General features: G+C 72.2%; 22 protein-coding genes. 5 read left to right on the forward strand and 17 right to left on the reverse strand.

Going from position 1 to position 22,801, the window contains the following annotated elements; all coding sequences use genetic code 11:
• Window positions 1-33 precede the first annotated feature (33 nt).
• A complete protein-coding gene (locus E9228_RS10650; RefSeq protein ID WP_166780531.1) occupies window positions 34-561 on the forward strand; it encodes a hypothetical protein in 528 nt (175 codons plus the stop codon).
• 4 nt (window positions 562-565) lie between these two features.
• Here the strand turns inward: E9228_RS10650 and E9228_RS10655 are convergent, their stop codons facing one another.
• Window positions 566-2,263: a cation:proton antiporter domain-containing protein gene (locus tag E9228_RS10655; protein WP_166780532.1), complete on the reverse strand. Its 1,698-nt coding sequence runs from the start codon at window positions 2,261-2,263 to the stop codon at window positions 566-568.
• A 54-nt stretch (window positions 2,264-2,317) separates the two neighbouring features.
• Window positions 2,318-2,896 (reverse strand): TetR/AcrR family transcriptional regulator, encoded by a 579-nt coding sequence (locus E9228_RS10660; RefSeq protein ID WP_166780533.1) that lies wholly within the window; start codon window positions 2,894-2,896, stop codon window positions 2,318-2,320.
• An 88-nt stretch (window positions 2,897-2,984) separates the two neighbouring features.
• On the opposite strand from E9228_RS10660, the gene E9228_RS10665 reads away from it, so the two are divergent.
• Window positions 2,985-3,866, forward strand: coding sequence for an NAD-dependent epimerase/dehydratase family protein (locus E9228_RS10665; protein WP_166780534.1), 882 nt, complete (start codon window positions 2,985-2,987; stop codon window positions 3,864-3,866).
• Window positions 3,867-3,939: 73 nt separating this feature from the next.
• Here the strand turns inward: E9228_RS10665 and E9228_RS10670 are convergent, their stop codons facing one another.
• Together E9228_RS10670 and E9228_RS10675 are read right to left on the reverse strand one after the other, a co-directional pair.
• Window positions 3,940-4,143 carry a hypothetical protein gene (locus E9228_RS10670; protein ID WP_166780535.1) on the reverse strand — a complete coding sequence of 68 codons (204 nt, stop codon included), beginning with the start codon at window positions 4,141-4,143 and terminating at the stop codon, window positions 3,940-3,942.
• 136 nt (window positions 4,144-4,279) lie between these two features.
• A complete protein-coding gene (locus E9228_RS10675) occupies window positions 4,280-5,470 on the reverse strand; it encodes an FAD-dependent monooxygenase (RefSeq protein ID WP_166780536.1) in 1,191 nt (396 codons plus the stop codon).
• Between the two features lie 57 nt (window positions 5,471-5,527).
• Between E9228_RS10675 and E9228_RS10680 the strand changes: the two genes are divergently transcribed.
• The gene (locus E9228_RS10680) at window positions 5,528-6,019 is read left to right on the forward strand and encodes a MarR family winged helix-turn-helix transcriptional regulator (protein ID WP_166780537.1); all 492 of its coding nucleotides are present in this window, start codon (window positions 5,528-5,530) and stop codon (window positions 6,017-6,019) included.
• Between the two features lie 278 nt (window positions 6,020-6,297).
• On the opposite strand, the gene E9228_RS16775 is transcribed toward E9228_RS10680, so the two are convergent.
• The 13 genes from E9228_RS16775 to E9228_RS10740 all read right to left on the reverse strand — a co-directional run bounded on the left by E9228_RS16775 (window position 6,298) and on the right by E9228_RS10740 (window position 20,943).
• Window positions 6,298-7,281, reverse strand: a complete 984-nt coding sequence (locus E9228_RS16775) for a hypothetical protein (protein WP_208385825.1) — start codon at window positions 7,279-7,281, stop codon at window positions 6,298-6,300.
• 30 nt (window positions 7,282-7,311) lie between these two features.
• Complete coding sequence (locus E9228_RS16780) at window positions 7,312-8,064, reverse strand: hypothetical protein (protein ID WP_208385827.1); 753 nt, start codon at window positions 8,062-8,064, stop codon at window positions 7,312-7,314.
• A 302-nt stretch (window positions 8,065-8,366) separates the two neighbouring features.
• Window positions 8,367-9,419 (reverse strand): BLUF domain-containing protein, encoded by a 1,053-nt coding sequence (locus E9228_RS10690; RefSeq protein ID WP_166780538.1) that lies wholly within the window; start codon window positions 9,417-9,419, stop codon window positions 8,367-8,369.
• A gap of 320 nt (window positions 9,420-9,739) precedes the next feature.
• A complete protein-coding gene (locus E9228_RS10695; protein WP_166780539.1) occupies window positions 9,740-12,949 on the reverse strand; it encodes an alpha/beta hydrolase in 3,210 nt (1,069 codons plus the stop codon).
• A gap of 163 nt (window positions 12,950-13,112) precedes the next feature.
• A complete protein-coding gene (locus tag E9228_RS10700; RefSeq protein WP_166780540.1) occupies window positions 13,113-13,397 on the reverse strand; it encodes a hypothetical protein in 285 nt (94 codons plus the stop codon).
• A 21-nt stretch (window positions 13,398-13,418) separates the two neighbouring features.
• Window positions 13,419-14,336, reverse strand: coding sequence for a PfkB family carbohydrate kinase (locus E9228_RS10705; protein WP_166780541.1), 918 nt, complete (start codon window positions 14,334-14,336; stop codon window positions 13,419-13,421).
• On the reverse strand, window positions 14,333-15,841 hold the full coding sequence (locus tag E9228_RS10710) for a purine-cytosine permease family protein (RefSeq protein ID WP_166780542.1): 1,509 nt from the start codon (window positions 15,839-15,841) through the stop codon (window positions 14,333-14,335). The genes E9228_RS10705 and E9228_RS10710 overlap by 4 nt, the downstream gene beginning before the upstream one ends.
• Window positions 15,842-15,929: 88 nt before the next feature.
• Window positions 15,930-16,970, reverse strand: coding sequence for an ADP-ribosylglycohydrolase family protein (locus tag E9228_RS10715; RefSeq protein ID WP_341849863.1), 1,041 nt, complete (start codon window positions 16,968-16,970; stop codon window positions 15,930-15,932).
• Window positions 16,967-17,677: a GntR family transcriptional regulator gene (locus tag E9228_RS10720; protein WP_166780543.1), complete on the reverse strand. Its 711-nt coding sequence runs from the start codon at window positions 17,675-17,677 to the stop codon at window positions 16,967-16,969. The genes E9228_RS10715 and E9228_RS10720 overlap by 4 nt, the downstream gene beginning before the upstream one ends.
• 62 nt (window positions 17,678-17,739) lie before the next feature.
• The gene (locus E9228_RS10725) at window positions 17,740-18,477 is read right to left on the reverse strand and encodes a hypothetical protein (protein ID WP_166780544.1); all 738 of its coding nucleotides are present in this window, start codon (window positions 18,475-18,477) and stop codon (window positions 17,740-17,742) included.
• On the reverse strand, window positions 18,468-18,854 hold the full coding sequence (locus E9228_RS10730; protein ID WP_166780545.1) for a hypothetical protein: 387 nt from the start codon (window positions 18,852-18,854) through the stop codon (window positions 18,468-18,470). Before E9228_RS10730 ends, E9228_RS10725 begins: the two co-directional genes overlap by 10 nt.
• Window positions 18,855-19,321: 467 nt before the next feature.
• Window positions 19,322-20,359, reverse strand: a complete 1,038-nt coding sequence (locus E9228_RS10735) for an alcohol dehydrogenase catalytic domain-containing protein (protein WP_166780546.1) — start codon at window positions 20,357-20,359, stop codon at window positions 19,322-19,324.
• 32 nt (window positions 20,360-20,391) lie between these two features.
• Window positions 20,392-20,943 carry a TetR/AcrR family transcriptional regulator gene (locus tag E9228_RS10740; RefSeq protein ID WP_166780547.1) on the reverse strand — a complete coding sequence of 184 codons (552 nt, stop codon included), beginning with the start codon at window positions 20,941-20,943 and terminating at the stop codon, window positions 20,392-20,394.
• Window positions 20,944-21,036: 93 nt separating this feature from the next.
• Between E9228_RS10740 and E9228_RS10745 the strand changes: the two genes are divergently transcribed.
• Together E9228_RS10745 and E9228_RS10750 are read left to right on the forward strand one after the other, a co-directional pair.
• On the forward strand, window positions 21,037-22,110 hold the full coding sequence (locus tag E9228_RS10745) for a zinc-binding alcohol dehydrogenase family protein (protein ID WP_166780548.1): 1,074 nt from the start codon (window positions 21,037-21,039) through the stop codon (window positions 22,108-22,110).
• The gene (locus tag E9228_RS10750; RefSeq protein ID WP_166780549.1) at window positions 22,110-22,766 is read left to right on the forward strand and encodes an NAD(P)-dependent oxidoreductase; all 657 of its coding nucleotides are present in this window, start codon (window positions 22,110-22,112) and stop codon (window positions 22,764-22,766) included. Before E9228_RS10745 ends, E9228_RS10750 begins: the two co-directional genes overlap by 1 nt.
• The last annotated feature ends 35 nt before the right edge of the window (window positions 22,767-22,801 follow it).

Here is a 22,801-nt window from a genome sequence, read left to right on the forward strand (position 1 = left end):
CGGCACGTCCACGCACGCGGGTACGGTCGGAGCGTGCACGGGATCGGTGAGGTCGACGAGGCCGGGCGGCTGCGGCTGCTCGGCAGCGCGGCGGCGGGCGCGGGCTTCGCGCTCGTGTTCACCATGCTCGTCCTGTCCTCGTTCCGGACCGCGACCCCGCAGGTGCTCGTCTCCGTCGGACTCCCCGCGGCCCTCGTCGGCGCGGCGGTCGCCGGCTGGTTGCAGCTCCGGTCGTGGCGCACCGACGGCGGCTACGAGGCCGTCGTGATGGCCGAACGGTGGGTGAGCGAACGGCACGTGCCGTCCGGGGTCCCCGCCGAGATCTGGGTCCCGCGACTGCAGGCCCAGGCCGACCAGCAGACCGCCGGGTGGGGCAAGATCGTGCTCGCCGTGTTCTGGAGCGCGATGACGTGGTCGATGCGCGACCAGCACGGCACCGTGATCACGCTGCTGCTGCTCGGGCTGTGGGCCGGCCTCGCGCTGTGGAGTGCGCTGTGGGTGATCCCGCGCTCGCGGGTCGCCAGGGACATGCTGCGGCAGGGCGTCGTCGTCCGCGACTGAGTCGTCAGGTGCCCGGACCGCCGCGCAGTTCGAGGGCGATCTGTTCGGCATCGAGGTTCCGGAGCACGGACGCGAGCACCTCGGCGTCGAACGTGCCGTCGTCGCGTGCGTCGAGCAACGCCGTCCGCTGTGCCCGCAGGACGGCGAGGCGACGGGCCTTCTCGCGACCGAGCCAGGCACGGAGCTCCGTCGGGTCGGCAGCTGCCAGTTCCGCCCGCGTCACGGTGGACTCCCCCGACGTCGGCACCGTGTCGGACGCCGTCCGCAGCAGGTCGAGGAGACGACGCCGTTCACCCTCGTCCTCCTCCGTGGTGTCGCCTGGCTGTGGGCTGATCCGGCGCATCAGCGGACCGATCGTCAGGCCCTGCAGCACCAGGGACAGCAGGGCGACCGCGAACGCGACGAAGACCAGGAGCGCCCGCTGCGGGGTCCCCTCCGGCAGGGTCTGCGCGGCTGCGACGGTCACCGCACCGCGCATCCCCGCCCACACGACGGCGGTGCCGTCGCGCCAGCCGAGGGGTGCCTTCCGGAAGTAGGCGATGTCCCCGAGCGCCTGCCGCACCCGGCTGCCGAACCGCTCGACGTCGCGCGCGGTCGGGATGCGTCGCCCGCGCCGGTGCTCCTGGACGGCGGCGCGGGCAGCCTCCGGGTCGTCCAGCTTCGACCGCATCGACTCGACCCGGGCCTGCATGCCCGCACTCCGCCGAGCGCTCGCGCGCAGTGAGCGGAGCAACGGGACGACGTACGCCGCTCGGACCGCCAACGTCACGACGAGGGCACCGAGCGCGATGAGGAGTGCCGACCACACCCCGGTGTGTTCGCGCTCGACAGCACCCACGATCGACGCCAGCTGCAGCCCCATCACGAGGAACACCCCGCCCTCGAGGACGAACTCCACCGTGCTCCAGTTCTGCGCGTCGGAGAGACGGTGGTCGGGCGGCAGCACCCGGGGGGCGCGGACACCCGTCACGAGACCGGCGACGACCGCGGCGACGAGACCGGAGGCTCCGAAGTGCTCCGCCGGGATCGAGGCCACGAACGGGACGGCGAACGAGATCGCGGTGTTCACCGGGGCACTCGTGACGCGTGCACGGACCGCGAGGTTGAGGAGCCCCACGGCCCCGCCGATGACCACGGCCACCACCACGGCGAAGGCGAAGTCGCCCACCGCTCCCCAGAACGAGAACGCAGCCGCCGCCGCCGCCGCGATCGCCGTCCGCAGCAGGACGAGCGCCGTCGCGTCGTTGAGCAGCGACTCCCCGTCGAGGATCGCGATGACCCGGCGGGACACCGACGTCTGCTTGACGATCGACGTCGCGACGGCATCGGTCGGGCTCACGATCGCCCCGAGCGCGATCCCCCAGGCCAGCCCGAGGCCCGGGACTGCCCAGGCGAAGAACAGCCCGAGCACGACCGACGTCGCGACGACCAGCACCACGGACAACCCGCTGATGGCGGTGAACTCCCGCCGGAAGTCCATCGCCGGCATCGACACCGCCGACGAGTAGAGCAGCGGTGGCAGCACCCCGACGAGGATCCACTCCGGGTCGATCTCCACGTGCGGGATCCAGGGCACCAGGCTCGCGACGATGCCGACGACGACGAGGACGAGCGGTGCGGCGATGCCCAGCCGTGGTCCGAGCACCGCCGCCGCCGCGATCACGAGCAGCGCGACGACACCGACGACGAGGATCTCGATCACGTGCCCCAGCGTGGCATCCCGGGGCGCTGGGGGCCACACCGGGATCCGGCGGACTCAGCCGAGCGCCGCCGTCGCGGTCCGGAGCTCCTGCAGGACCTGGAGCGCGTGCCGGGCGAGTCCGTCGTCGTCGCTCCGTTCGCCCTCCGACCAGCGCGCGTAGCCCTGCTTGAACGCCAGGACCCCCATCTCGCTGGCCAGGTGCGCGGTCGTCTCGGGCACCCCGCGCTCGAGCAGCGCGGCCGTCATCGCCGCGGCCATGCCGACGCTCTTCAACGCATCGCGTTCCTGCAGCTCCGTGCTCGCTGCGACGGCGGCCTTGAGGCGCGGTCCGAGTTCGCGGTTCCGGGGACCCATCTCGCCGGAGGCGCGTTCGAGTCCGGCGGCGACGGCCTCCAGCGGGCTGGCATCGGCGGGCGCTTCGGTGATGCCCTCGGCGAGCAGGCGGCTGAGGGTCTCCTGCCCGGCGACGAGGAGCTCGCGCTTGTCGGGGAAGTGCCGGAAGAACGTGCTCTTCGTGACGCCAGCACGCTCGGCGATCTCGGTCACGGTCGTCGCGTCGTAGCCCTGCTCGGTGAACAGGTCGACGGCGGCGATCACGAGTCGTTCCCGTGCTCCTGGTTCCCATCGCGCCATGGTCCGATCCTAGTCGATGGGACAATTGTCCCATCGTAGGTCTACAGTGACGGTACACAAGTCCCGTCACTCGACTTCAGGAGTCCCCATGCACGTCTTCGTCACCGGCGGCACCGGCACGATCGGCACCGCCGTCGTCGCCGAGCTGCTCACCCACGGCCACACCGTCCTCGGGCTCGCCCGGTCCGACGCCTCCGCCGCCGCCCTCACGGCCGCCGGCGCGGAACCGCTGCGCGGTTCCCTCACCGACCTCGACGTCCTGCGTGACGGCGCCACCCGCGCCGACGGGGTCATCAGCCTCGCCTTCAGCCGCGACTACGGCAGCGCCGAGGCGCTCGAGCAGGGGCTGACCGAGGAACGCGACGCGATGGCGACCCTCGGGGCCGCGCTGATCGGCACCGACAAGCCACTCGTCACGGTCTCGGGCACCCCGTGGGTGACGGGACGTGCCTCGACCGAGGCCGACCCGCTGCCGACCGAGGGCCCGGTCGCAAGCCGCGCGATCGCCGTCGGCGACCTGCTCGCACTGTCGTCGCAGGGGGTCCGGACCTCGGCCGTCCGGATGCCCCGCACGGTCCACGAGGACGGGCAGGGTGGCTTCGCCGGACTGCTCACCGACGCCGCCAGGCGGTCCGGGATCGCCGGCTACCCCGGCGACGGCGAACAGCGTTGGCCCGCCGTGCACGCCCGCGACGCGGCTGCGCTCTTCCGGCTCGCGCTCGAGTCCGCACCCGGCGGCACCGCCTGGCACGCCGTTGCCGACGAGGGCGACCGGGTCGTCGACATCGCGACCGTCGTCGGGCGTCGCCTCGGCCTGCCGGTGCAGTCCGTTCCGGACGAGACGTTCGGCCCGTTCGGTCCGATCTTCGCGATGGACCAGCCGTCCTCCAGCGCGCACACCCGGCAGGCGCTCGGGTGGGAGCCGACGCACCCGTCCCTGCTCGAGGACCTCGAGGCGCTGCAGCCCTGACCGACGCACCACGCGGCGGACGGGAGGCGCCCCACCAGCTGGTGGGCGCCTCCCGTGCGTGCCAGACAGGCGATCAGTGCCGATCGCTACGGTTGCGGATGCGCAGGCGCGCAACGATGCCGACGTACATCCCGCTCAGCCCGGTGGCCACGCTCGAGGCCAGTACGCCGATCCAGTGGGCCGGGGTCCCAGCGGTCGCTGCGAAGCAGGCGGAGCCGCCGACGAGAGCGCCGATGGAGACGATGATCGCGAACCGCAGGCTCGTGAGCGCTTTCATCAGCCCTCCTCCCTGCACAGATCGCCAGGAGTGACGACAGTCCGGAACGTAGCGGAGGAGTACCACGTTTCACCACGGTGGTACATCACCATGCTGGTCATCTGGTCACAGGGCCGGCCAGCGCCTCCCGTCCCACTCAGCGCTCGACGAGCACCGGCAACTCGCGGTCGGTCTCGGCGACCTGCGTGAGCTTCGCCGCCAGCGGTCGGAGTGGCTTCGACGTCAGCACCTTGCCCATGACGCCACGGAGCGCGAGCGCCAGCCGGGACTGCGGGTAGGCGAACGCCTTCAGCCCGCGCGGGAGGTCCTGCACGTCGTCGACGAGCGGTCGCATCCACGACTCGTACGCGGCCAGGGCCGCCTCCTGGTCCTGCGTCGTGTCCGCCAGCTGCGCGGCCAGGACGTACCCGGCGGTGAGCGCGAGAGAGGCGCCACCACCGCCCATCGGCGTGACGCACCAGCCGGCGTCACCGGCCATCACCACGTGCCCGCGGTGCCAGGTCGACATCCGCACCTGCTGGAGCTGGTCGATGTAGACGTCTGGCGACGTGTCGAGGGCGTCGAGGATCCGCGGCGCCTCCCACCCGACCCCGTCGTACCGGCGTCGCACGGCGGCCAGCGTCTCCGCCCGGGTCAGCCCGATCACGTCGTCCCCGGGCGAGTAGGCGAGGATCGCACGGATGGTGCCGTACGGGTCGGGCCGGAGGTGGACCTGGCGCCCGCGGACGGCGTTGTGCCACCGCCAGCGGTCGTCGTCGCGGTCGGTCCGGGGGATGGTGCCGAAGACCATGGTGACGTCGAGGTCGCGCTGGTCGACGACGTCCTCGCCGAACACGGTCGCCCGGGTACGGGAGCGGACACCCTCGGCGATGACGAACAGGTCGGCACGGAGGCTCCGCCCGGCCTCGGTCGTGAGGGTGACACCGTCCGCGTCGTCGTCGACGGCCGACACGGCGTCGCCGTACACGAACGTGACGCCGGACGGCAGGGCCTCGAGGACCGTCCGCGCGAGGTCGCCGCGGAGGATCTCGAGCTCCGCGGTCGCGCCGCCGGCCCCGTCGGAGGGCAGCTCGGTGGTGACGGCACCACGCTCGTCGACGAGGACCGTGCCCGTCTCGGTGGTGTTCCGTGCCTTGACGGCGTCGAAGAGGTCCATCCGGCGGAGGACGTCCCGTGCGACTCCGCGGACGTCGACGTTCTGTCCACCGTCCCGGAAGGCAGCGGCTCGTTCGATGACGGTCACGTCCCAGCCGGTCCGGCGGAGCCAGTAGGCGGTCGACAGGCCAGCGATACTGGCTCCTGAGACGACGGCAGTGCGGTGCTCCATGGTGCTCCTCTGATGGTTGAGCTTTACAGTAAAGACACTACACATTGAAGGAGCATGATGACGAACGTGTTCGAGACGCAGTGGGATGCGCCCCAGGTCGAGGTGATGGAGGCGCTCCAGGCCTGGGCCGTGGCATCCGCCGAACTCAACCAGCAGATGTCGTCCTGGCTCGACCTGCCCACCACCGACGCGAACGCCCTCGGACAGGTGCTCTGGGCCGACTCGTCCGGAGATCCGCTCTCGCCCGCGCGGCTCGGTCAACGGATCGGGATGACCTCCGGCTCGGTCACCGTCCTGGTGGACCGCCTGGAGGCAGCCGGCCTCCTCGCACGCAGCCGTGAGCACAGTGACCGGCGCCGGGTGACCCTGCGGCCCACGCCAGTGGCACGGGAGCGCGCCGGGGCGTTCCTGGAGGAGTCGAGCGCGGAGATCGCCGCTGCGTTGCAGGGCTCGTCCGCCGCCGAGCTCGTGACCTCGACGGCGTTCCTCCGGAAGATGGTCGCGGCCGCCTCGGACGCCACGACGAGACTCCGGGCAGGACGCTCGTAGCCGGCACCTCGGCCCGGTCCGGTCCGGCCCGATCCGGCGCGTGCCGGCCACCGCGAGGCGGAGGGCCCGGATGACCGACACCACCAGCACCGAGGACCAGGTCGCGGGCGGCTCGACGACGCGGAACCGGACTCGCGATCCGGGCAGTGGTCGCAGCTCCGGAAGCCGTGGGTGCGCCCGGCCCTGGTGGCGGGCCTACGCCACGAGACGGACGGGAGGCCCGGTGCCAGCTGGCACCGGGCCTCCCGTCCGTCAGGTGGTCGCGATCGCGACCGCCGTCAGTTGTAGCTCGCCACCCGGTTCGGCGCGGTGTTGCCCGCCGGGGTCGGGACGGCGCCACCGACGCCGTTGATGACGCTGGAGATGGTGCCGGTGTCGCCGAGCGAGACCGTGACCAGCCCGTGCGCCTTCACGCCGGCCGTCTGCGGCACCTCGAACGCGCGATCCGCGTGCACCGACTTGTTCGTGTTGAAGAAGCAGTAGACACCGCCGCCCCAGATCTCGTGCGTCGTGACCGTCGACGCCACCTTGTAGGCCGCGTACCCGGCTCCGGTCGGGCTCTGCCACGAGGCGTTGTCGGGCACGTCGTACGGCATCTCGTTCTGGAAGAAGATCGTCTTCCCGTTGTTGCCGTTCCACTGCACCTCGTACTTCTGGTAGTGCTCGACGAAGAGTCCGGTGGCCAGGACGTCGTTGCCGTTCACCTCGACACCGGTCGCGCCGGTGTTGACCGTCCAGCCCGTGGCGGCTCCGCCGTGGTCGGCGCGCCAGGCCCAGATGTGGTCGACGAGGGTGTCGTCCGCGTTCACCTGCAGGGTCGTGGTCGCCCGGCCCTGGATGCTCGAGCCGACTCGGAAGAACACGTCCTGGATGCTCTGCGGGTCGGCCGCGTGGTCGACGTGCGACCCGCTGGTACCGAGGCGGAGCAGCTGCGCGCTGTTCTGCGACCCGGCGTCGACGACGAGGTTCGACACGTTCACGCCGGCGACGTCGGACGAGGTCAGCACGGCGTTGCCGGCCGTCGGCACGAGCGTCGGGAAGCCGATGCCCGTGACGACGGTGTCCGCCCGCGTCACGTTGAGCGCCGCGTTGAGCTGGTACGTGCCGGGTGTGAAGAACAGGTTGAGGCCCTGCGCCAGCGCACTGTTGATCGTCGCCGCCGAGTCTCCAGGGTGCGCCACGTAGAAGTTCCGCATCGGGATGTCCGTGCCGCCGGTGTTCGGCCAGGTGACGCCGCTCGAGTTCTGCTTGAGCGACGGCACGAAGACGTGGTACTTGTTCGACGAGTCGATTTACAGGTACGGCTTCTCGCGGGTCGTCGGCGTGGTGGCGAGCGTCGTGTAGCTCTTCGAGAAGTCGTTCGCCGGTGCGCCCTGGACGCCCGAGAACGTCATGTTCCAGTTGCCGCCCTGCCACGACCCGAGCGTGGAGTTGCGGGTGTACCACTGCTGCTGCGACCCCGAGGTGACGGTGCCGTCGACCTTGCTGTCCGCGATGTACCCGCCGGACGAGTACCCCTGGCCACCGTCCTGGTTCGACGGACCCATGGTCAGGTTGCCCTTGACGTGCACGCGCCGCATCGGCGCGGCCTGCGAGACGGCCCAGCGGTCGGTCCCGCCCTCGGGCACGATCGCGAGGTTCTCGACGGAGCGCCAGAAGTTCTGCGTGGCGTTCGACTCGTCACCGGCGTTCCACCCGGAGTCGACGTTGACCGCGCCGTTGATGGTGACGTCGTCCGGGTTCTTCCCCAGGCCGGCGACCGAGGTGTAGAACCCCAGGTTGGCCCACACACGGCCGTAGCTGCCGGGCTTGAACAGGAACGCCGACCGCTGCGTCCCGAACTGCGCGGTCGGGCTGCGGAGCTGGGCGTTGAACGCGGCGTCGACGTCGGCCTGGATGGTCGAGGTCGGTGTCGATGGGCTGTAGACCTTGACGTTGCTGCCGAAGTCCGGGGTGTCGCTCGTCGTGACCGCCTGGGCCGACATCGCCGGGACCAGCGCCCCCACGACGCCGGCACTCACGGCGAAGGCGACGAGACTTCTCATCCGTCGTTGCATGATGCTCGATTCATGACCGGTGCGGCCCCGTTGCCGCACGGTCGCGACGGTAGACCCCATCGAGCACGCTCCGCAGTCGGACGAACGGCGGACAAGTGCCGGTCCGGCGAACGCGTTCGGCCGCCTGATCACCACCCGAAGGCGACCAGACGGCCGGCTCACCACCCTGGGTGAGAGAGCAGAGCGCGGATACCCGGTCCACGCCCTGGGACCATCATGGCCGACCCGGGAGCGCTCCACCGCCCCCACTCCACGGGCAGACCGCACGGTCCCGGATCGACCGGTAGCGTTCAGCGCGTCGGCGCGACCGGGATGTCCCAGTAGGTGGGCTGCTCGTACTGCTCCGACCAGCCGCGGCGCATCCGGGCGGCGGCGCGGTCGAACGCGTCGAGCGGGTCGGTGTCCGGCGTGAGCAACGCCTGCAGACGGAGGCCGTCGTAGAGCGCCAGGAGCTGCTGCGCACCGCGCTCGGGGTCCATCGTCGCCGGCTCACGGCCGTCGCGGACGTCCGCGGCGAGCGCCGTGCGGATCGTCTGCCGGAACTGCAGGTAGGCCGACCGGTAGTAGTCGGCGCCGTCGACGGTCGGGTCCGTGGCGGCCCCGAGGATGGAGGCGAGCAGGCGCATCAGGCCCGGCTCCTCGACGTGGGCGGCGAGCAGCGCGTGCATGAACGCGACCGTGCCGCGTTCGGCGATCATCGGCAGGAGCGGCGCCGAGACGGCCAGGCTCCACCGCTCGACGGTCGCCGCCAGCAGGGCGTGCCGGTTCGGGAAGAGACCCTCGACCTCGGCGACGCGCATGCCGCAGCGCTCGGCGACCGCCTCGATGGAGAAGGCGAACGTGCCGGCGTCGTGCAGCACCGCGATCGCGCCGTTGAGCGCTCGGGTCCGCGGGGCTTCCGCGTCTGCCGCGTCCTGGCTCGTCAGCGGGGCGAGCGGGTGCTTGCGGAACCACTCCAGGAGCGCGCGGGCCCGGGAGGCGCCGAACTCCGCGTCCGTCGGCCGCTGCGTGTCGAACAGGTCGCTGAAGCCCGGGACCTCGCGCATCAGCGGGTCGAGGGGCTGGAACGCCATCGACCAGTCCGGGAACGAGCGCTGCTGCACGGGGTCGTCGCAGAGCACCCGGACGTTGGTGTGCCGCGGGTCGACGCGGATCTGTTCGAGGCGCTCGTGGACGACGTCGTCCTCGCCCTCGATGATGCCGATGCAGTTCGCGTCACGGTGCGCGAGCATGCCCGTGACCCCCATGCGCGTGTTCTTCTCGCGACCGACGGCGAGGATCTGGGCCAGTTCGGAGTCCGAGATCGGTCGCGTCTGCGTACTGGTGTAGACGAGCGAGCGCATGGTCGGCCTCCCTGGTCGAGGAACAGGGCGGGGTGCCCTGGCACGAGTCAAGCGCGGGTCGGGCGGCGGCACCAGTCCCGTCTTCGGGTCGCGTGCCGGGGTGGTGGCGGGACCGTCGGACGGGAGGCGCGTGGCGGGCTGGGGACGGGCCTCCCGTCCGGCGCGGGCCGGTCAGGCCGCGGCGGTGCAGGGAGACGCCCGGTTCGGTGGGGTCGTCCGTGGCTGGACTGGACGCCATCGCCGGGTGGGTGACGACGGCGGACCACGACGAAGGGCGGGTGACCTCGTGGTCACCCGCCCTCGTCGTGATCAGTGTCCGACTACTTGTGGATCCGTCCCGACAGCCCGGCCGTGGTGCCGTTCGCGTACCCGGCCTTCGTGGCACGGACGGTGACCGTCAACCGTTCCCCGACGTCCTTCGACGTCGTCGTGTAGGTCGACTTCGTCGCCTTGGGGATCGACTTGCCGTCACGCGACCACTTGTAGGTGAACGTGATGCCGGTCGCGTTCCAGGAACCGGGCTTCGCGGTGATGGTCCGGCCGACCTTCCACGACCCGACGACGGTCGCCCGGCTGCCCTCCTGCAGTGCGAGCTTCGGCGTGGTCGCGACGACCGTGACGGTGGCCCGGGCCTCACGACCGGAGCCAGCGCCGACGGCGGACACGGCGAGCGCACCGAGGTCCGCGTCGGCCGGTACCTGCAGGGTCCCGGCGACCGCACCGCTCGACCCGGCGACCGCCGTGTCGACGACCGTCGTGCCGGAGCGGAACGTGACGCCTTCGCCCTGACGGAAGCCCGTGCCCGTGAGCAGGACCGTCGTGCCCGGCGTGACCTTCGAGGAGGAGGTGCCGAGCGTCACCGGAGTGGCCGCGGCGGTCCGCTCGGCGCACACGTCGCCCTGCTTCCCGACCGGGGCGATCGCCTTCGCGGGCGCCGTGACGCCGTCGTCCTCGCGGACGGTCAGGTTGGTGAACGCGGATGCGCCCATGACGGCGTTGCTGGTGTTCGTGACGCTCACCTTCAAGGCGGAGCTGGGCGTCGCCGAGGCGATGGTGTTGCCGGCCGTCGGCACGGTGACCGCGCGGCAGGTCTCGCCCGGTGCGAACGTCACGCGCTCCATGCCGACGCCGACGGTGCCGGTCGCCGATCCGAGGACACTGACGTACGCGGTGACCGGACGGGAGTCGGCACGCGACAGGGAGACGGCGATGTCGGCGGTGCCGGGGCCGGCGCCCTCCTCCACCGCGGTGGGGGCGACGTTCACCGTGGTGCGCGTCTGGGCGACGGCAGTGCCGACGCTCGGGGTGTCGAACGCCAGGTCGGACAGGTAGACCCCGCCCGTCCCGGTGCCGTCGGCGCCGACGCCCGCGGTGAAGCGGACCTCGCGGACGTCGGTCAGGTCCAGACCGGTCATCGTCGCCGTGGGGATCGTCAGCTGCTGCAGGACGATCTTGTTCAGGGTCGCGTTCGTGCCACCGGGCATCCGGTTGACGGCGAGCGGGTTGATCGCCGAGGCGGCGGTCGACCAGCTGCCACCGGAGCCGTCGAGGACGGTGATCCGGAAGTCGGTGCCGGTGGGCACGGCCTCGTCGGGGGCGGTCTTCACCGTCAGCTGGGTGCTGCCGGTGACGTTGCGTGCGGACGCGGGGACCGAGACGCGCAGTTCACCGGTGCTCGGCACTGCCGGGTCGGTGGTGGAGGCACCGGTCCACAGGAACCGGGTGGTGGGGAACGCGGGGACGTTCGGTGCGAACGAGCCGGGCGTCCAGTGCGGCACCTGGGCGGAGCCCTTGGTGGTGGCGCAGAAGGGCTGGGACTGCGGCAGGGTGCGGCCGGTCAGGTTCGTGCAGACCGGGGCGGTGGCGCTGCCGACGGTGCGGACGAGCGAGCTCGACGAGGTGAAGTCCGTGACGAGCTGGGTCTTCGAGGTGGGCTGCGTGGCCATGGTGCGGACGTCGGCGAACGGCGTCGCGGTGGTGGCGGGCTTGACCGAGCCGTCGAACATCGACTGGAACTGGGTCTCGCCGCCCATGGTCAGGCGGAAGAAACCGGTCATGTAGCTGACGCCGACCTGGTACTGCTGCGCAGAGGTCAGACGGGTCGGGCTGGTGGTGGCACAGGTCGACGTGGTGTCGCGCGTGTTCCAGTCGTCACCGGTCGCGGCCGGGTACTGGCCGGGGGTCCACACCGTGTTGAAGAAGTTGTGGTTCGCGCCCATCACCCACACCGCGGAGCGGAGGACCTCGTCACCGAAGGCGTGCCGGGAGTCGTCGATGAAGTGCTGACCCTGCTGGTTCGACACGTCGCCGTCGCAGTAGGGCAGGAAGACGGCGGTCGGGACGTCGGGCAGGGTCATGCGGCCGAAGTCGACGGGTGCGAGCGGCAGGACCGCTTCGATGCCGTACGGCTTCGGGAGCGCCTCGTTGAGGGTGGCGGCCGAGACCACGCCCTCACCACCGCGGGAGTGGCCCATGATGCCGACGTGGGTCAGGTCGAAGCGGCCGGCGAGGGACGCTGCGGTGACACCGGTCGCGGCGGCGGGCTGGTCGGCCCGGGTCGTCGCGCGGACGAGGGCGTCGTCGAGGGTGCGGGTCGTCGTGGTGCTCGGGCTCGCGTCGGTCGCCGTGGTGACGTCGTCGTAGGAGACGGGCGTGCCGGCGTCGGCCTTGCCGAGCATCGCCAGCGTGTCCAGGATGAGCTGACCGCGGGCCTCGGCGCCGTAGTCGAGTGCGAGCTGGTTGTCGTTCGAGTTCACGGCGTTCGCGGCGATCGAGACGACGTTGTAGCCGCGGGTGGCGAGTGCACGCGCGGTGCCCTCGTAGCCGAGGTACGAGCGGACGTTCGACTGCGTCGGGCCACAGGGCCAGCGCAGCGGGTTGGCGCCGGTGCCCGCACACGAGGTGTGGCGACCGTGCAGCAGCACCACGGTCGGGCGCTCGCCTGCGGCGCTCGTCAGGTACATCTTGCCCGTGAGCTCGCCCCGGATGCCGCCGATCGCCGCGAGCGGGATCGCCTGGTCACCGAAGTCGTACTCGGCTTCCGTCACCTCGTACTCGCCGGGCGTGGACGGGTCCTCGACCGCGTCGGCCGTCGCCAGGGACTTCATCTGGCGCTTCAGGGTGCGGTTCTCGGGGACGGGCGGGGTGACCGGTGCCGTCGTCGTCTCGGTGGCCTTGTCCGCGTCGCCGCTCGACCAGGCCTTGGTGACGTCCGTGGCCTTGGCGACGGACGGGTCGGCGGTGAGGACCTGGAGGGTCTTCCCGTCCGCGGACTCGGTGGCGAGGCCGATCGGTTCGCCGTCCACGACGAGCGTGGGGGCGTCGTCGACCATCGGCAGGGGCGCGTCGAGGTCGAGGGACACGAGGTAGCCGCCGGGAGCGGTCGTGACGTCCCAGTCGCTGCCGGAGGCGACGACGGGGTCAGGGGTCGGTGCCGCGAACGCAGGGACTGCGGTCAGGACGAGGGCGGGAGTCAGCGTGGCGGTGATCGCCAGTGCGGCGAGACGACTCCGGGAACGGGTTCTGGACAAGGGGCTCCTCGAGTGAAGGGGTTCTCATGAGGAAGCTTCGAGGTACCTCAGCGTTCGCCGTGGATCGGAAACGGGCTCGTAACCAACACTTGACGGGCGGGAAACACCGCGGGCACGCCTGAGCCGCAGAACGCAACGCGGAGCCGGGCGGGGTGCTCCGGGGTCAGCGCGTGACGAGGATCTGCACGACGGCGATCACGGCCACCGCACCGATCGGGATGCCCGCGATGAGGAGCGCCGCGGGGATCTGGGTGCGACGGATGGTCCGAGGGCCGCCGGCGCCGCGCGCGAACTCCGTCGCGGCGACGAGTTCCGGGGCCGCGGCGGGCGGGATCGGTGGCGGCGCCGGGCGGTCGTCCTCGAACGCCGGGACCTCGACCACGAAGGCCGCCGGGTCGACGGTCGGGGGCAGCTGCGTGTACCGGTCGCGTGCGTCGCGCTCGTCCATGGTGGCCTCCTGGAGGGCAGCCTACGCAGCGAGCAACGCGTCCGTCTCGTCCGCCGTGGGTGCGGTCGCCGGTCCGGTCCGGGTCACCGCCAGCGCGGCCGCCGCGTTGGCCCGTCGGACGGCGTCCGGGAGGCTCGCCCCGCGTCCCAGCGCCGCCACCAGCACGCCGTCGTGCGCGTCTCCCGCCCCGTTGGTGTCGACCGCGACGACGGGGAACCCGGGGACCAGGACCGGTTCGCGGCCGGGTTCGACCATCCAGCAGCCGTCGGCGCCGTCGCGGACGAGGGCGGTGCCGCGCGCTGCCGCGGCGATGGCCGAGGTCGCCTCGGCGAGGGTGGCCGACGTCGGGGACATCAGACGTGCCTCCCGGCTGTTGGCACTGACCACGTCCGACCGCGCCGACACGGCGGCGAGCACGGCCGTGGGCAGGGTGTCGACGAGTGGCGACGGGTCGAACACCACGCGGACGCTGGACGGCACGGTGTCGAGCCAGTCGGCGATGGCGGCACCGTTCACCGGGTGCGCCAGCCCGTACCCGGAGACGAACACCACATCGTCGTCGCGGAGTTCCACACGGTCGAGGTCCGCGCGGGTGAGCTGTCCTTCCGCGCCGACGCTCGTGACGAAGGTGCGCTCGGTCGTGGCGTCGACGAGGGCCACGCAGTAGCCGCTGTCGACGTCGGGCAGCCCCGGCTGCACCACGGTGACGCCGGACCCGGCGAGCGCCCGGCGCACGACGTCACCGAACGGTCCGGTGCCGTACTGCCCTGCGAAGACCACGTCCATGCCGTCGCGGCGGGCGGCGACCATCGTGTTGAGGCCGCCGCCGGCCGTGATCTCGGAGCCGTCGGCGATCACGTCGCCGCCCGGTTCCGGCAGGGTGCCGATGCGCATGACGATGTCGACGATGACGTTGCCGACCGAGACAAGGCGGCTCATCGGACGGTGTGCTCGGTGCGGGGCAGCGGCGCGGACTGGTCGGGCTGCTCGTGCAGGGTGCCGCGCGGGCCGCCGGTGAGCAGGTAGACCGCCGCGGCGACGATGAAGGTGACGACCCAGCCGAGGCCGTTCGCACCGATCCAGGTGTCCGAGAACGCGCCGACGAACACCGGGTCGGCGTCGCCCACCTGGACGTTGGTGAACAGGAAGCCGACGACGATCGCGACGACCCACGCGGTCACGGCACGCCAGGCGATCCCGCCCGCGTACCAGTAGCGGCCACCACGACGCAGGTCGAGCAGTGCGGTCGGGTCGTACCAGGTGCGGCGGAGCATGTCGGCGATGAAGACGCCGAGCCAGGCGGTGATCGGGACGGCGAGCACCGAGATGAACGTGATGAACGGTGCGTAGAAGCCGTCGGCGACCAGCATGAAGTACATGGCACCGAGGGTGGTGATCACGACGTCGACCGCGACGGCCCACACGCGCGGCACCTTGACGCCGAGCGTCAGGGTGGTGAGGCTCGCCGAGTACACCGACAGGTGGTTCGACAGCAGGAGTCCACCGAACGCGGCGATCAGGTACGGCACGGCCATCCAGCTGGGCAGCATGTCGCGGATCGCGGCGACCGGGTCACCGGCCTGGGCCAGGGTCGGGTCGCCGGCCGACACCAGCGAACCGAGGCCGACGAGGACGACCAGGGGGATACCCGCGCCCGCGGCGCTGGCCGCGACGAGCTTGCCGGCGCGGACTCCGGTGCGGGTGTACCGGGCGATGTCGGCGCCGGCGGTGGCCCAACCGATGCCGGTGCCGGCGGCGATCGTGCCGATGCCGATCACCATCGCAGCGACGGGCCCGGCGGGCTGGGCACCGACGACGTCCCAGTCGATGCGGGCGACGAGGAACACGGCGACGAAGACGTTCAGGGCACCGAAGACCCACGTCGCCCACTTCTGCACGGCGACGATGAACGCGTGGCCGAGACCCGAGATGAGCACGGTCGCGGCGACGAACAGCAGGATCGCGACGACGGTGATGACCGGGTGCGCCTTCGAGCCGCCGTCCGTGCCGAACAGGATCGTGAAGAGCGAGAGCAGCACGAACGCGGCCGTCGTGGTGTTGACGGTCTCCCAGCCCAGGCGGCTGAGGAGCGAGACGGCGGTCGGACCGACGTTGCCGCGGACACCGAAGACCGCGCGGCTCAGCGTCAGGCCGGGCGCTCCGCCGCGTCGGCCGGCGATCGAGATGACCCCGACGACCGCGAAGGACCCGGCGGCTCCCATGACGGCGACGAGCAGCGCCTGCCAGACGGTCAGGCCCTGGAACGCGACGAGGGTGGCGCCGAGCGGCAGGCCGAGGATCGAGATGTTCGCGGCGAACCAGACCCAGAACAGTGCTCCGGGGGTGCCGGTGCGCTCGGCCACGGGGACGGGTTCGATACCGCGCTGCTCGATCGTGGTCAGGGTGCCGGACTTGGTGCCGGCGTCCGTGGGGGTGGTGGTCATCAGGTCCTCTTACGTCATCGGAAGGGTGCGAGGGGTGGGGCCGGGCGACGGTGACGGGGGATCACCGCCGCCCGGCGGTCTGGGGGCGCTACCGGTGTGCGGCGGCGCGGAGGGCGAGGAGCTGCTCGGTGAGCTCCTCGAGGTGCAGGTCGTTGACGGTCTCGACCTGGTGCACGGCGGCATCGGGCCAGGCCGCTGCCCCGTGGACGGCGCCGAGGACGGCTCCGGCCATGGCGGCGATCGTGTCGGTGTCGCCGCCGATGCTCGCCGCCGTGCACACGGTCTGCCACGGGTCGAGGTCGAGGGCGACGAGGGCGAGCGCGGCGACGACGGACTCCTGCGAGGCCACGCTCGTGCCGATGAGTCCGGAGACGACGTCGATCCGCTGGTCGGTCGGCACGGTGGCCAGGTGTCCCCGGGCCCACTCGGTGCGATCGGCGATCGAGGCTCCGGCGACCCAGTGCCCGCGGGTCGCACCGAGGCGGGCGGCAGCGACGGCCATGTCGAGAGCTCCGGACCGGCTCGCACCGTCGATGCCGGCGGAGACCGCCGCGGCGATGGCGCTGGCGCCGGCGATGCCGAGCCCGGTGTCGTGGGTGACCCGAGAGGCGTCCTGCGCGGCGTCGACGAGGGCCGCGACACCGTCCGAGCCGGTTGCACCGGTCCCCCCGAGGGGCGTGGCGATGCCGACCGGGGTGATCCGCATCGCGGCCCCGTTCGTGGTGCCCGTCGACCCGGCCTCGGACGCCGGGACACCGTCGAGGATGCGCTGCACGGCCGTCTTCGTGCTCGGGCCGAGCAGGTCGAGCGACCCCTTGGCCGCCATCGTCCGTTCCCAGGCGATGAGGGCTTCGGCGAACTGCACCGGATCGAGTCGACCGTCGCCCTGCACGAGCAGCTGCGCCACCAGGACGGCCTGCTCGGTGTCGTCGGTGATGCTCGCCGCGGGCATGCCGTGCGCGATCCGCTGGTGGGGCCCGGCGTCGACGAAACCGCTGATGACGCCGTGGTCGGCGCGGATCTGGTCGAGGGACATCGACTGCGTGGGCATGCCGAGTGCGTCCCCGATCGCGAGCCCACGGAAGGCCGCGAGCGCGTGCTCGTGCACGGTGCCGGTGGTGGGGGTCACGATGCGCTCCCGAACTTCATGTGGATGCGGAACCGGCTCGGGTCGAGCAGGCTGTCGACAGCCTCCACGAACGTGCCGTCCGCCGTGCGGGAGACCCGTCGGCTGTGGAGGAACGGCTCGCCGGCCGCCCTGTGGAGGGACGCCGCCTCCTCCGCGGTGAGTGGCTGGACGTCGACCCACTGCTCGGCGAGCGCGGGCACCAGGCCGGCACTGGCGATGGTGGCGGTGAGGGAGTCGTCGACGAGCCCGTCGTCGACGGCGCGGGCGAGCCTCCCGAGTGGTGGGACCAGGCTGCGCTCGAGCGAGACGTCCGGCCCGCCGACGATGTGGCGGACACGGTCGACGGCGATGAAGTCGGGGTCGTCGAGGCCGAGCTCTGCTGCCTGGCCCGGTCGGCTGACCCGGGCGATGCGCAGGACCCGGACGGCGATCTCGGTGCCGGTGGCCTCGAGCGAGCGCGCCCATCCGCTGCGGGGGTCGAGCGCGGCGCCGTCGAAGGTGACGATCGAGCCGATGCCGCCGTGGATGGCGATGTACTCCTGGTCGGCGAGGTCGGCGAGCGCAGCCCGCACGGTGCCGCGGCTGACGGCGAAGCGTTCGGCCAGGTCGTGTTCGCCCGGCAGGCGTTGGCCCGGCGCGTAGCGACCCGTGGCGATCGCGTCGCGCAGGGCGTCGGCGACGAGGCGTCGCTTCGATGAGACCGGCATGGACAGGAGACTACATGTACAAGACCTGTCCAGTCCACACGGTGTCGATCAGACGCTCGGGTTCACGGCGTCGGGACCGGGTCCCACGCTCCGTTCAACCGGAGGGTGAACAGCAGCGGATCGTCGTTCGGCCGGAACGACGTGCTGGGCCCGAAGTCCAACCCACCAGCCTTCGGCACGCCGGCCTCGACACCGACCCGCTGGGACGCATCCACCGGGTCGACCGCGTCGGCCGATGCGATCTTCTCCTCGAGCTCGCCGACGGAGGTGTCGGGCAGATCGAGCTGTCGGAGCACGTCGCGGTAGCCGTCCACCCCGGCCTTCGCGCCGGCCACCGGCACCGTGTTGACACGGAGGTGGAACAGCCGTCCCTTCGGCAGGACCACCTCGCCCGACGCGTCCTTCATCTCCTGCGCGTTGTCGAGCGCGTCGAAGATCACCTGGGTCGCCTGGACCCGGACCTGCTCGCCGCCGGGGAGCAGGAACCGGACCGGTCGTCCCCCGGCTGCCTCCGAGCCGTACGCACCGACCCGGGTCCGCGCGCCGTCCGGGACGTCCGTGTCGATCCCGAACGCCTCGACCGAGGGCGGCACCGTCAGGTCCCAGGTCTCGATCCCGTTCTCGGAGGACCGTGCGGTGGGTTCGGGGCCTCGATGGCTCACGCCGTGCTCGCTTCCGTCGGAGCTGGCCGACCCGGCGGGTGCCGGGCCGTCGGGTCCGGGTGTGCACCCGGTGAGGAGCACGACCACGAGGGTCGCGACCGCGGGCCCGAGGACCCGCCGTGTCGGTGTCACCGCCATGAGAACTCCGTGTCGTGGAGATCGTCCACCAGGTCGCCCAGGCGGTTGTCGAGCCGGCGGTCCTCGATCCGGTCCGGGACCGATGTGCCGACGAGCGCTCTTGCCCGCTCCGGGTCGTCGTGCGCGAGGGCCTGCCAGGCGGGCAACGTGTCGTGTTCGATGTAGTCCCAGCGGACCGAGAAGTCGGCGAGGTTCTCCGTCGGGACGTACACCGTCTCGGTCGCTCCCTGCACCCCGGGGACGGCCGGCATCGCGTCGTAGGAGAATGACGCCCCGCCCTCGTACTGGCCGAGCGTCTTGGTCCCCGGAACGGATGCGTCACCGACGATGCCGAGCACCGTGGTGAAGGCCTCACCGGTGACGGGGTGTTCCCGCATGACGTCGTACTGGACCGAGTGGCTGCGTCCGTCGACGCTCGTCCCGGTCGGCCTCGCGTCCCTCCCACGCGCGCACGGCGTCCAACCGTCGGTTCTCGTCGGCGGCTTGCTGCTTCGCATGCTCGACCTGTCGCGTAAGCTCGTCCATCGCACGCGCGAGCCGACCCCGCTCCGCGGACTCCGTGACGCTCGCTGTCCGGAACAACTCGGCGTACCCGCCGCGGAACTCCTGCAACGCGGTCTCCACCGCGCCGCGCCGCGCACCGCTCTGCCCGGTGAACACCGCGTCTGCAGACTGCGTCGCCCTGACCAGCGCCCCCGCTGCAGCGTCGTCGAACTCGACCCCCATGGACGGCATGGTAACCGCATTGCCCGGACAGGGGTCCGGGATGTTCGCGATCAGCGGTTCGACGGACGGGAGGCCCGTGCCCGGCTGGTCCGGCGCCTCCCGTCCGCCTCGCACCCGACTACAGGACGACGACCGTCGTCCCTGCCGACGTCGCCGGGCGGTCCATCGCCTCGAGCGCCGCCGGCGCCTCGTCGAGCGGGATGGTCCGGCCGACCAGCGGCGCGGGGTCGAGCCGGCCGTCGGCGATCTCGGCGAGCATCGCCGGGTACTCGTGGGCGGACATGCCGTGGCTGCCGAGCAGTTCGAGCTCGAGTCCGATGACGCGGCCCAGGTCGACCTGCGGGGTCGCGTCCGCGCCCGCGAGGAGTCCGACCTGCACGTGCCGACCACCCGGGCGGAGGGCGGCGATGCCCTGGCGGACGAGGGACGCACGACCGAGGGCCTCGACGACGACGTGGGCGCCGCCGTCCGTGGCGATGCGGATCTGCTCGTCGACGTCGTCGGTCTGTGCGTCGACCGTGGTGGCGGCGCCGAGGGTGCGGGCGAGTGCGAGTGCCTCGGCGGAGACGTCGACCGCGACGACCCGGGCGCCCCGCGAGACGGCGACGACGATCGCCGAGAGCCCGACTCCCCCGCAGCCGAGGACGACCACGTGCTCCCCCGATGCCGTGCGGCCGCGGTTCACGACGGCCCGGTAGGCGGTGGCGAACCGGCAGCCCAGCCCCGCGGCCGTGGCGTCGTCGATGGCGTCCGGCACGGCGACCAGGTTCGTGTCCGCGTGGTGCACGACGACCTGCTCGGCGAACGAGCCGGGGCGGTCGAAGCCGGGCTGGGTCTGGTTCGGGCAGATGCTCTGGCGGCCGGCGACGCACGTCGGGCAGGTGCCGCACGCGTTGACGAACGGAGCGGTCACCCGTGTGCCGGGCCGCCACTGTCGGACCTGGTCGCCGACGCGCTCGACGACGCCGACGAACTCGTGGCCGGGGACGTGCGGCAGCGCGACGGTGTCGTCGTGGCCGTGCCAGGCGTGCCAGTCGCTGCGGCAGACCCCGGTGGCGACGACCCGGACGACGGCGGCGTGCGGTGGGCACGCGGGCTCCGGGACGTCGGTGACGACGGGCGTCGCGGAGAAGGAGTCGAAGGTCACGGCACGCATGTGCCCGATCCTGCCACCCGGGCGGATCGGGGTCAGGGCAGCGCGGCCAGGACCTCGTCGATCGTCGCCGACATCGGGCGGTCGGCGGCCGGGTCCTCGTCGACCCAGGACTCCAGCGCCACCTGGAACACGAGCACGCCGAGCTCACCCAGGACGGTGGCCTGCAGGGGTGTCTCCCCCCGCTCGACGAAGGCGGCCTGCGCAGCGCGGACCAGGTCGGAGCGCTTCCGGGCGTCCCGGTCGCGCAGTTCGTCGTTGCCCTCGACGATCCGGCGCCAGGCGGCGGTCTGCGCGTGGTTGCCGTCGAAGCGGGCGGCGGCGACCTGGTGCAGGACGCGGCGGATGACCTCCATCGGCGCGAGGTCGGCGGGTGCCTCGGTGATGAGTCGTGCGGCGGTGACCGGGATCTCGTCGCCGGCGAAGACCACCTCGCGCTTGTCGGCGAAGTGCCGGAAGAACGTCCGCGTGGTCAGGCCGGCGCGTGCGGTGATCTGCGGCACGGTGGTCGCGGCGAAGCCCTGCTCGGCGAAGAGCTCGAAGGCCGCCCGCTCGAGTCGACCTCGTGCATCCGGAGCCCATCGCATCGGTCGATCGTACCTGATGACACGACGTGCCATGAGGGCATACGATGACATCACGTGTCATCACAGTGAGACATCCAGGAGCGAGGAGCTCGCATGACCGCCGACCCCACCACCACACCACCGAACGAAGCCCTCTGGCTGCTCGGACCCCGCGGTCCCTTCGAGGTCCGCCCGACCCCGATGCCGACCCCGGGCGCCAGCGAGCTCGTCGTCCGCGTCCACGCCGTCGCCGTGAACCCCGTCGACGCCATCACCGGCCCGCTCCGCCGACTCGTCTCACCGTGGGTGCGCTTCCCGACCGTCCTCGGCAGCGACGTCGCCGGCGAGGTCGTCGCGATCGGCCCCGACGTCACGGACCTCCGCGTCGGCGACCGGGTGACCGCGTTCGCCGCCGGACAGGAGAAGGCCCGGAACCGCGCGTCCGAAGGCGGGTTCCAGCGGTACGTGACGGTCCTCGACCGCGTCACCACGCGCCTCCCGGCCGACGTGTCCGCCGAGCGTGCCGCGGTCCTGCCGCTGGCACTCGCGACGGCCTCGGCCGGCCTGTACGAGACCGACCAGCTCGGCCTGCCGTTCCCCACGCTCGGGGCCTCCCGCGCCGACGAGGTCGTCCTGGTCTGGGGCGCGTCGACGAGCGTCGGGATGAACGCCGTCCAGCTCGCCCGCGCCAGCGGCTACACGGTCGTCGCGACGGCCGGCCGAGCGAACCACGACCTCGTCCGCTCCCTGGGCGCCGAGACCGCCGTCGACTACCGCGACGCCGACGTCGACCGGCAGGTCGTCGCCGCGATCGGCGGACGGCGACTCGTCGGCACCGTCGCAATCGGGAAGGGCTCCCTCGGCCACGCACTACGCATCGCGCGCGCCGTCCCCGGCACGAAGCGGATCGCATCCGCCTACCCCGACCCGGTGACCGCCGTGCGCTCGCGCATCGAGCGGTTCCGCGGCATGCACGTCACCGCGATCTGGGGCGGGACCCCCGTCGTCTCGCCGGTCGGCCCGGCGGTCTTCCGCGACTTCCTGCCCGCGGCCCTGGCCGACGGACGGTTCCGGCCGGCACCCGACCCGACGGTCGTCGGTCACGGACTGGAGGCACTCCCCGCCGCCCTGCAGACCCTCCGGGACGGCGTCTCGGCGACCAAGGTCGTCGTCGGGATGGACGCCTGATGGAGTCGCAGCGCACGATCCTGGTGTTCGGCGGGACCGGGCAGACCGGGCGACACCTCACGGATCTCGCCCTCGCGGCCGGACACCGCGTCCGTGTCCTCGCCCGGACGCCCGCCAAGGCCGGTCCCCCGCGTGCCGGCCTCGACGTGCGGCAGGGGTCGGTGACCGACGAGCTCGACCTGGACGGGCTGCTCGACGGCGTCGACTCGGTGGTCTCGCTACTCGGCGACGTGCAGGCGCAGCGGACCGCGCTGGTGAACACGGCGTTCGTCCACCGTCTGGTGCCGGCGATGCGCCGGACCGGGGTCCGCCGGTTCCTCTACCAGGCGGGTGCCCTGAGCGCCCCGCCGCACGCGCGGCTGACGCCGGTGCTCTGGGCGATCCGGAACACGGTCGCCCGCAGCTACGACGGCCAGCACCGGGACAACGAGGCGGTGATGCGGTACCTGGCCGACGACGCGATGGACATCGAGTGGATGGTGCACCGTGCCGGCATCGGGTCGGACGGACCCTCGAAGGGCGTGCTCGAGCGGACCGAGGGGACGCCGGGCATCGGGACGTTCGGGGACTGCGCGGCCTACGACCTGCGGTTGCTCGACGACCCGACGGCGGTGCACACGACGAGCCTGAGCGCCTACCGGAAGACGGCGGGCTGAGCGGACGGCGACGCGGACCGGTCTGCGAGCTGCCC

Origin of the sequence: Curtobacterium salicis (genome assembly GCF_011759505.1) — a bacterium.
GTDB classification, from domain to species: domain Bacteria; phylum Actinomycetota; class Actinomycetes; order Actinomycetales; family Microbacteriaceae; genus Curtobacterium; species Curtobacterium salicis.

What these genes read in the sequence shown, in the direction of transcription:
- E9228_RS10660 (WP_166780533.1), bottom strand. Translation starts at nt 2,896, where the DNA reads ATGGCGCGATGGGAACCAGGAGCACGGGAACGACTCGTGATCGCCGCC.
- E9228_RS10665 (WP_166780534.1), top strand. Translation starts at nt 2,985, where the DNA reads ATGCACGTCTTCGTCACCGGCGGCACCGGCACGATCGGCACCGCCGTC.
- E9228_RS10670 (WP_166780535.1), bottom strand. Translation starts at nt 4,143, where the DNA reads ATGAAAGCGCTCACGAGCCTGCGGTTCGCGATCATCGTCTCCATCGGC.
- E9228_RS10675 (WP_166780536.1), bottom strand. Translation starts at nt 5,470, where the DNA reads ATGGAGCACCGCACTGCCGTCGTCTCAGGAGCCAGTATCGCTGGCCTG.
- E9228_RS10680 (WP_166780537.1), top strand. Translation starts at nt 5,528, where the DNA reads ATGACGAACGTGTTCGAGACGCAGTGGGATGCGCCCCAGGTCGAGGTG.
- E9228_RS16780 (WP_208385827.1), bottom strand. Translation starts at nt 8,064, where the DNA reads ATGAGAAGTCTCGTCGCCTTCGCCGTGAGTGCCGGCGTCGTGGGGGCG.
- E9228_RS10690 (WP_166780538.1), bottom strand. Translation starts at nt 9,419, where the DNA reads ATGCGCTCGCTCGTCTACACCAGTACGCAGACGCGACCGATCTCGGAC.
- E9228_RS10700 (WP_166780540.1), bottom strand. Translation starts at nt 13,397, where the DNA reads ATGGACGAGCGCGACGCACGCGACCGGTACACGCAGCTGCCCCCGACC.
- E9228_RS10705 (WP_166780541.1), bottom strand. Translation starts at nt 14,336, where the DNA reads ATGAGCCGCCTTGTCTCGGTCGGCAACGTCATCGTCGACATCGTCATG.
- E9228_RS10710 (WP_166780542.1), bottom strand. Translation starts at nt 15,841, where the DNA reads ATGACCACCACCCCCACGGACGCCGGCACCAAGTCCGGCACCCTGACC.
- E9228_RS10720 (WP_166780543.1), bottom strand. Translation starts at nt 17,677, where the DNA reads ATGCCGGTCTCATCGAAGCGACGCCTCGTCGCCGACGCCCTGCGCGAC.
- E9228_RS10725 (WP_166780544.1), bottom strand. Translation starts at nt 18,477, where the DNA reads ATGGCGGTGACACCGACACGGCGGGTCCTCGGGCCCGCGGTCGCGACC.
- E9228_RS10730 (WP_166780545.1), bottom strand. Translation starts at nt 18,854, where the DNA reads ATGCGGGAACACCCCGTCACCGGTGAGGCCTTCACCACGGTGCTCGGC.
- E9228_RS10735 (WP_166780546.1), bottom strand. Translation starts at nt 20,359, where the DNA reads ATGCGTGCCGTGACCTTCGACTCCTTCTCCGCGACGCCCGTCGTCACC.
- E9228_RS10740 (WP_166780547.1), bottom strand. Translation starts at nt 20,943, where the DNA reads ATGCGATGGGCTCCGGATGCACGAGGTCGACTCGAGCGGGCGGCCTTC.
- E9228_RS10745 (WP_166780548.1), top strand. Translation starts at nt 21,037, where the DNA reads ATGACCGCCGACCCCACCACCACACCACCGAACGAAGCCCTCTGGCTG.
- E9228_RS10750 (WP_166780549.1), top strand. Translation starts at nt 22,110, where the DNA reads ATGGAGTCGCAGCGCACGATCCTGGTGTTCGGCGGGACCGGGCAGACC.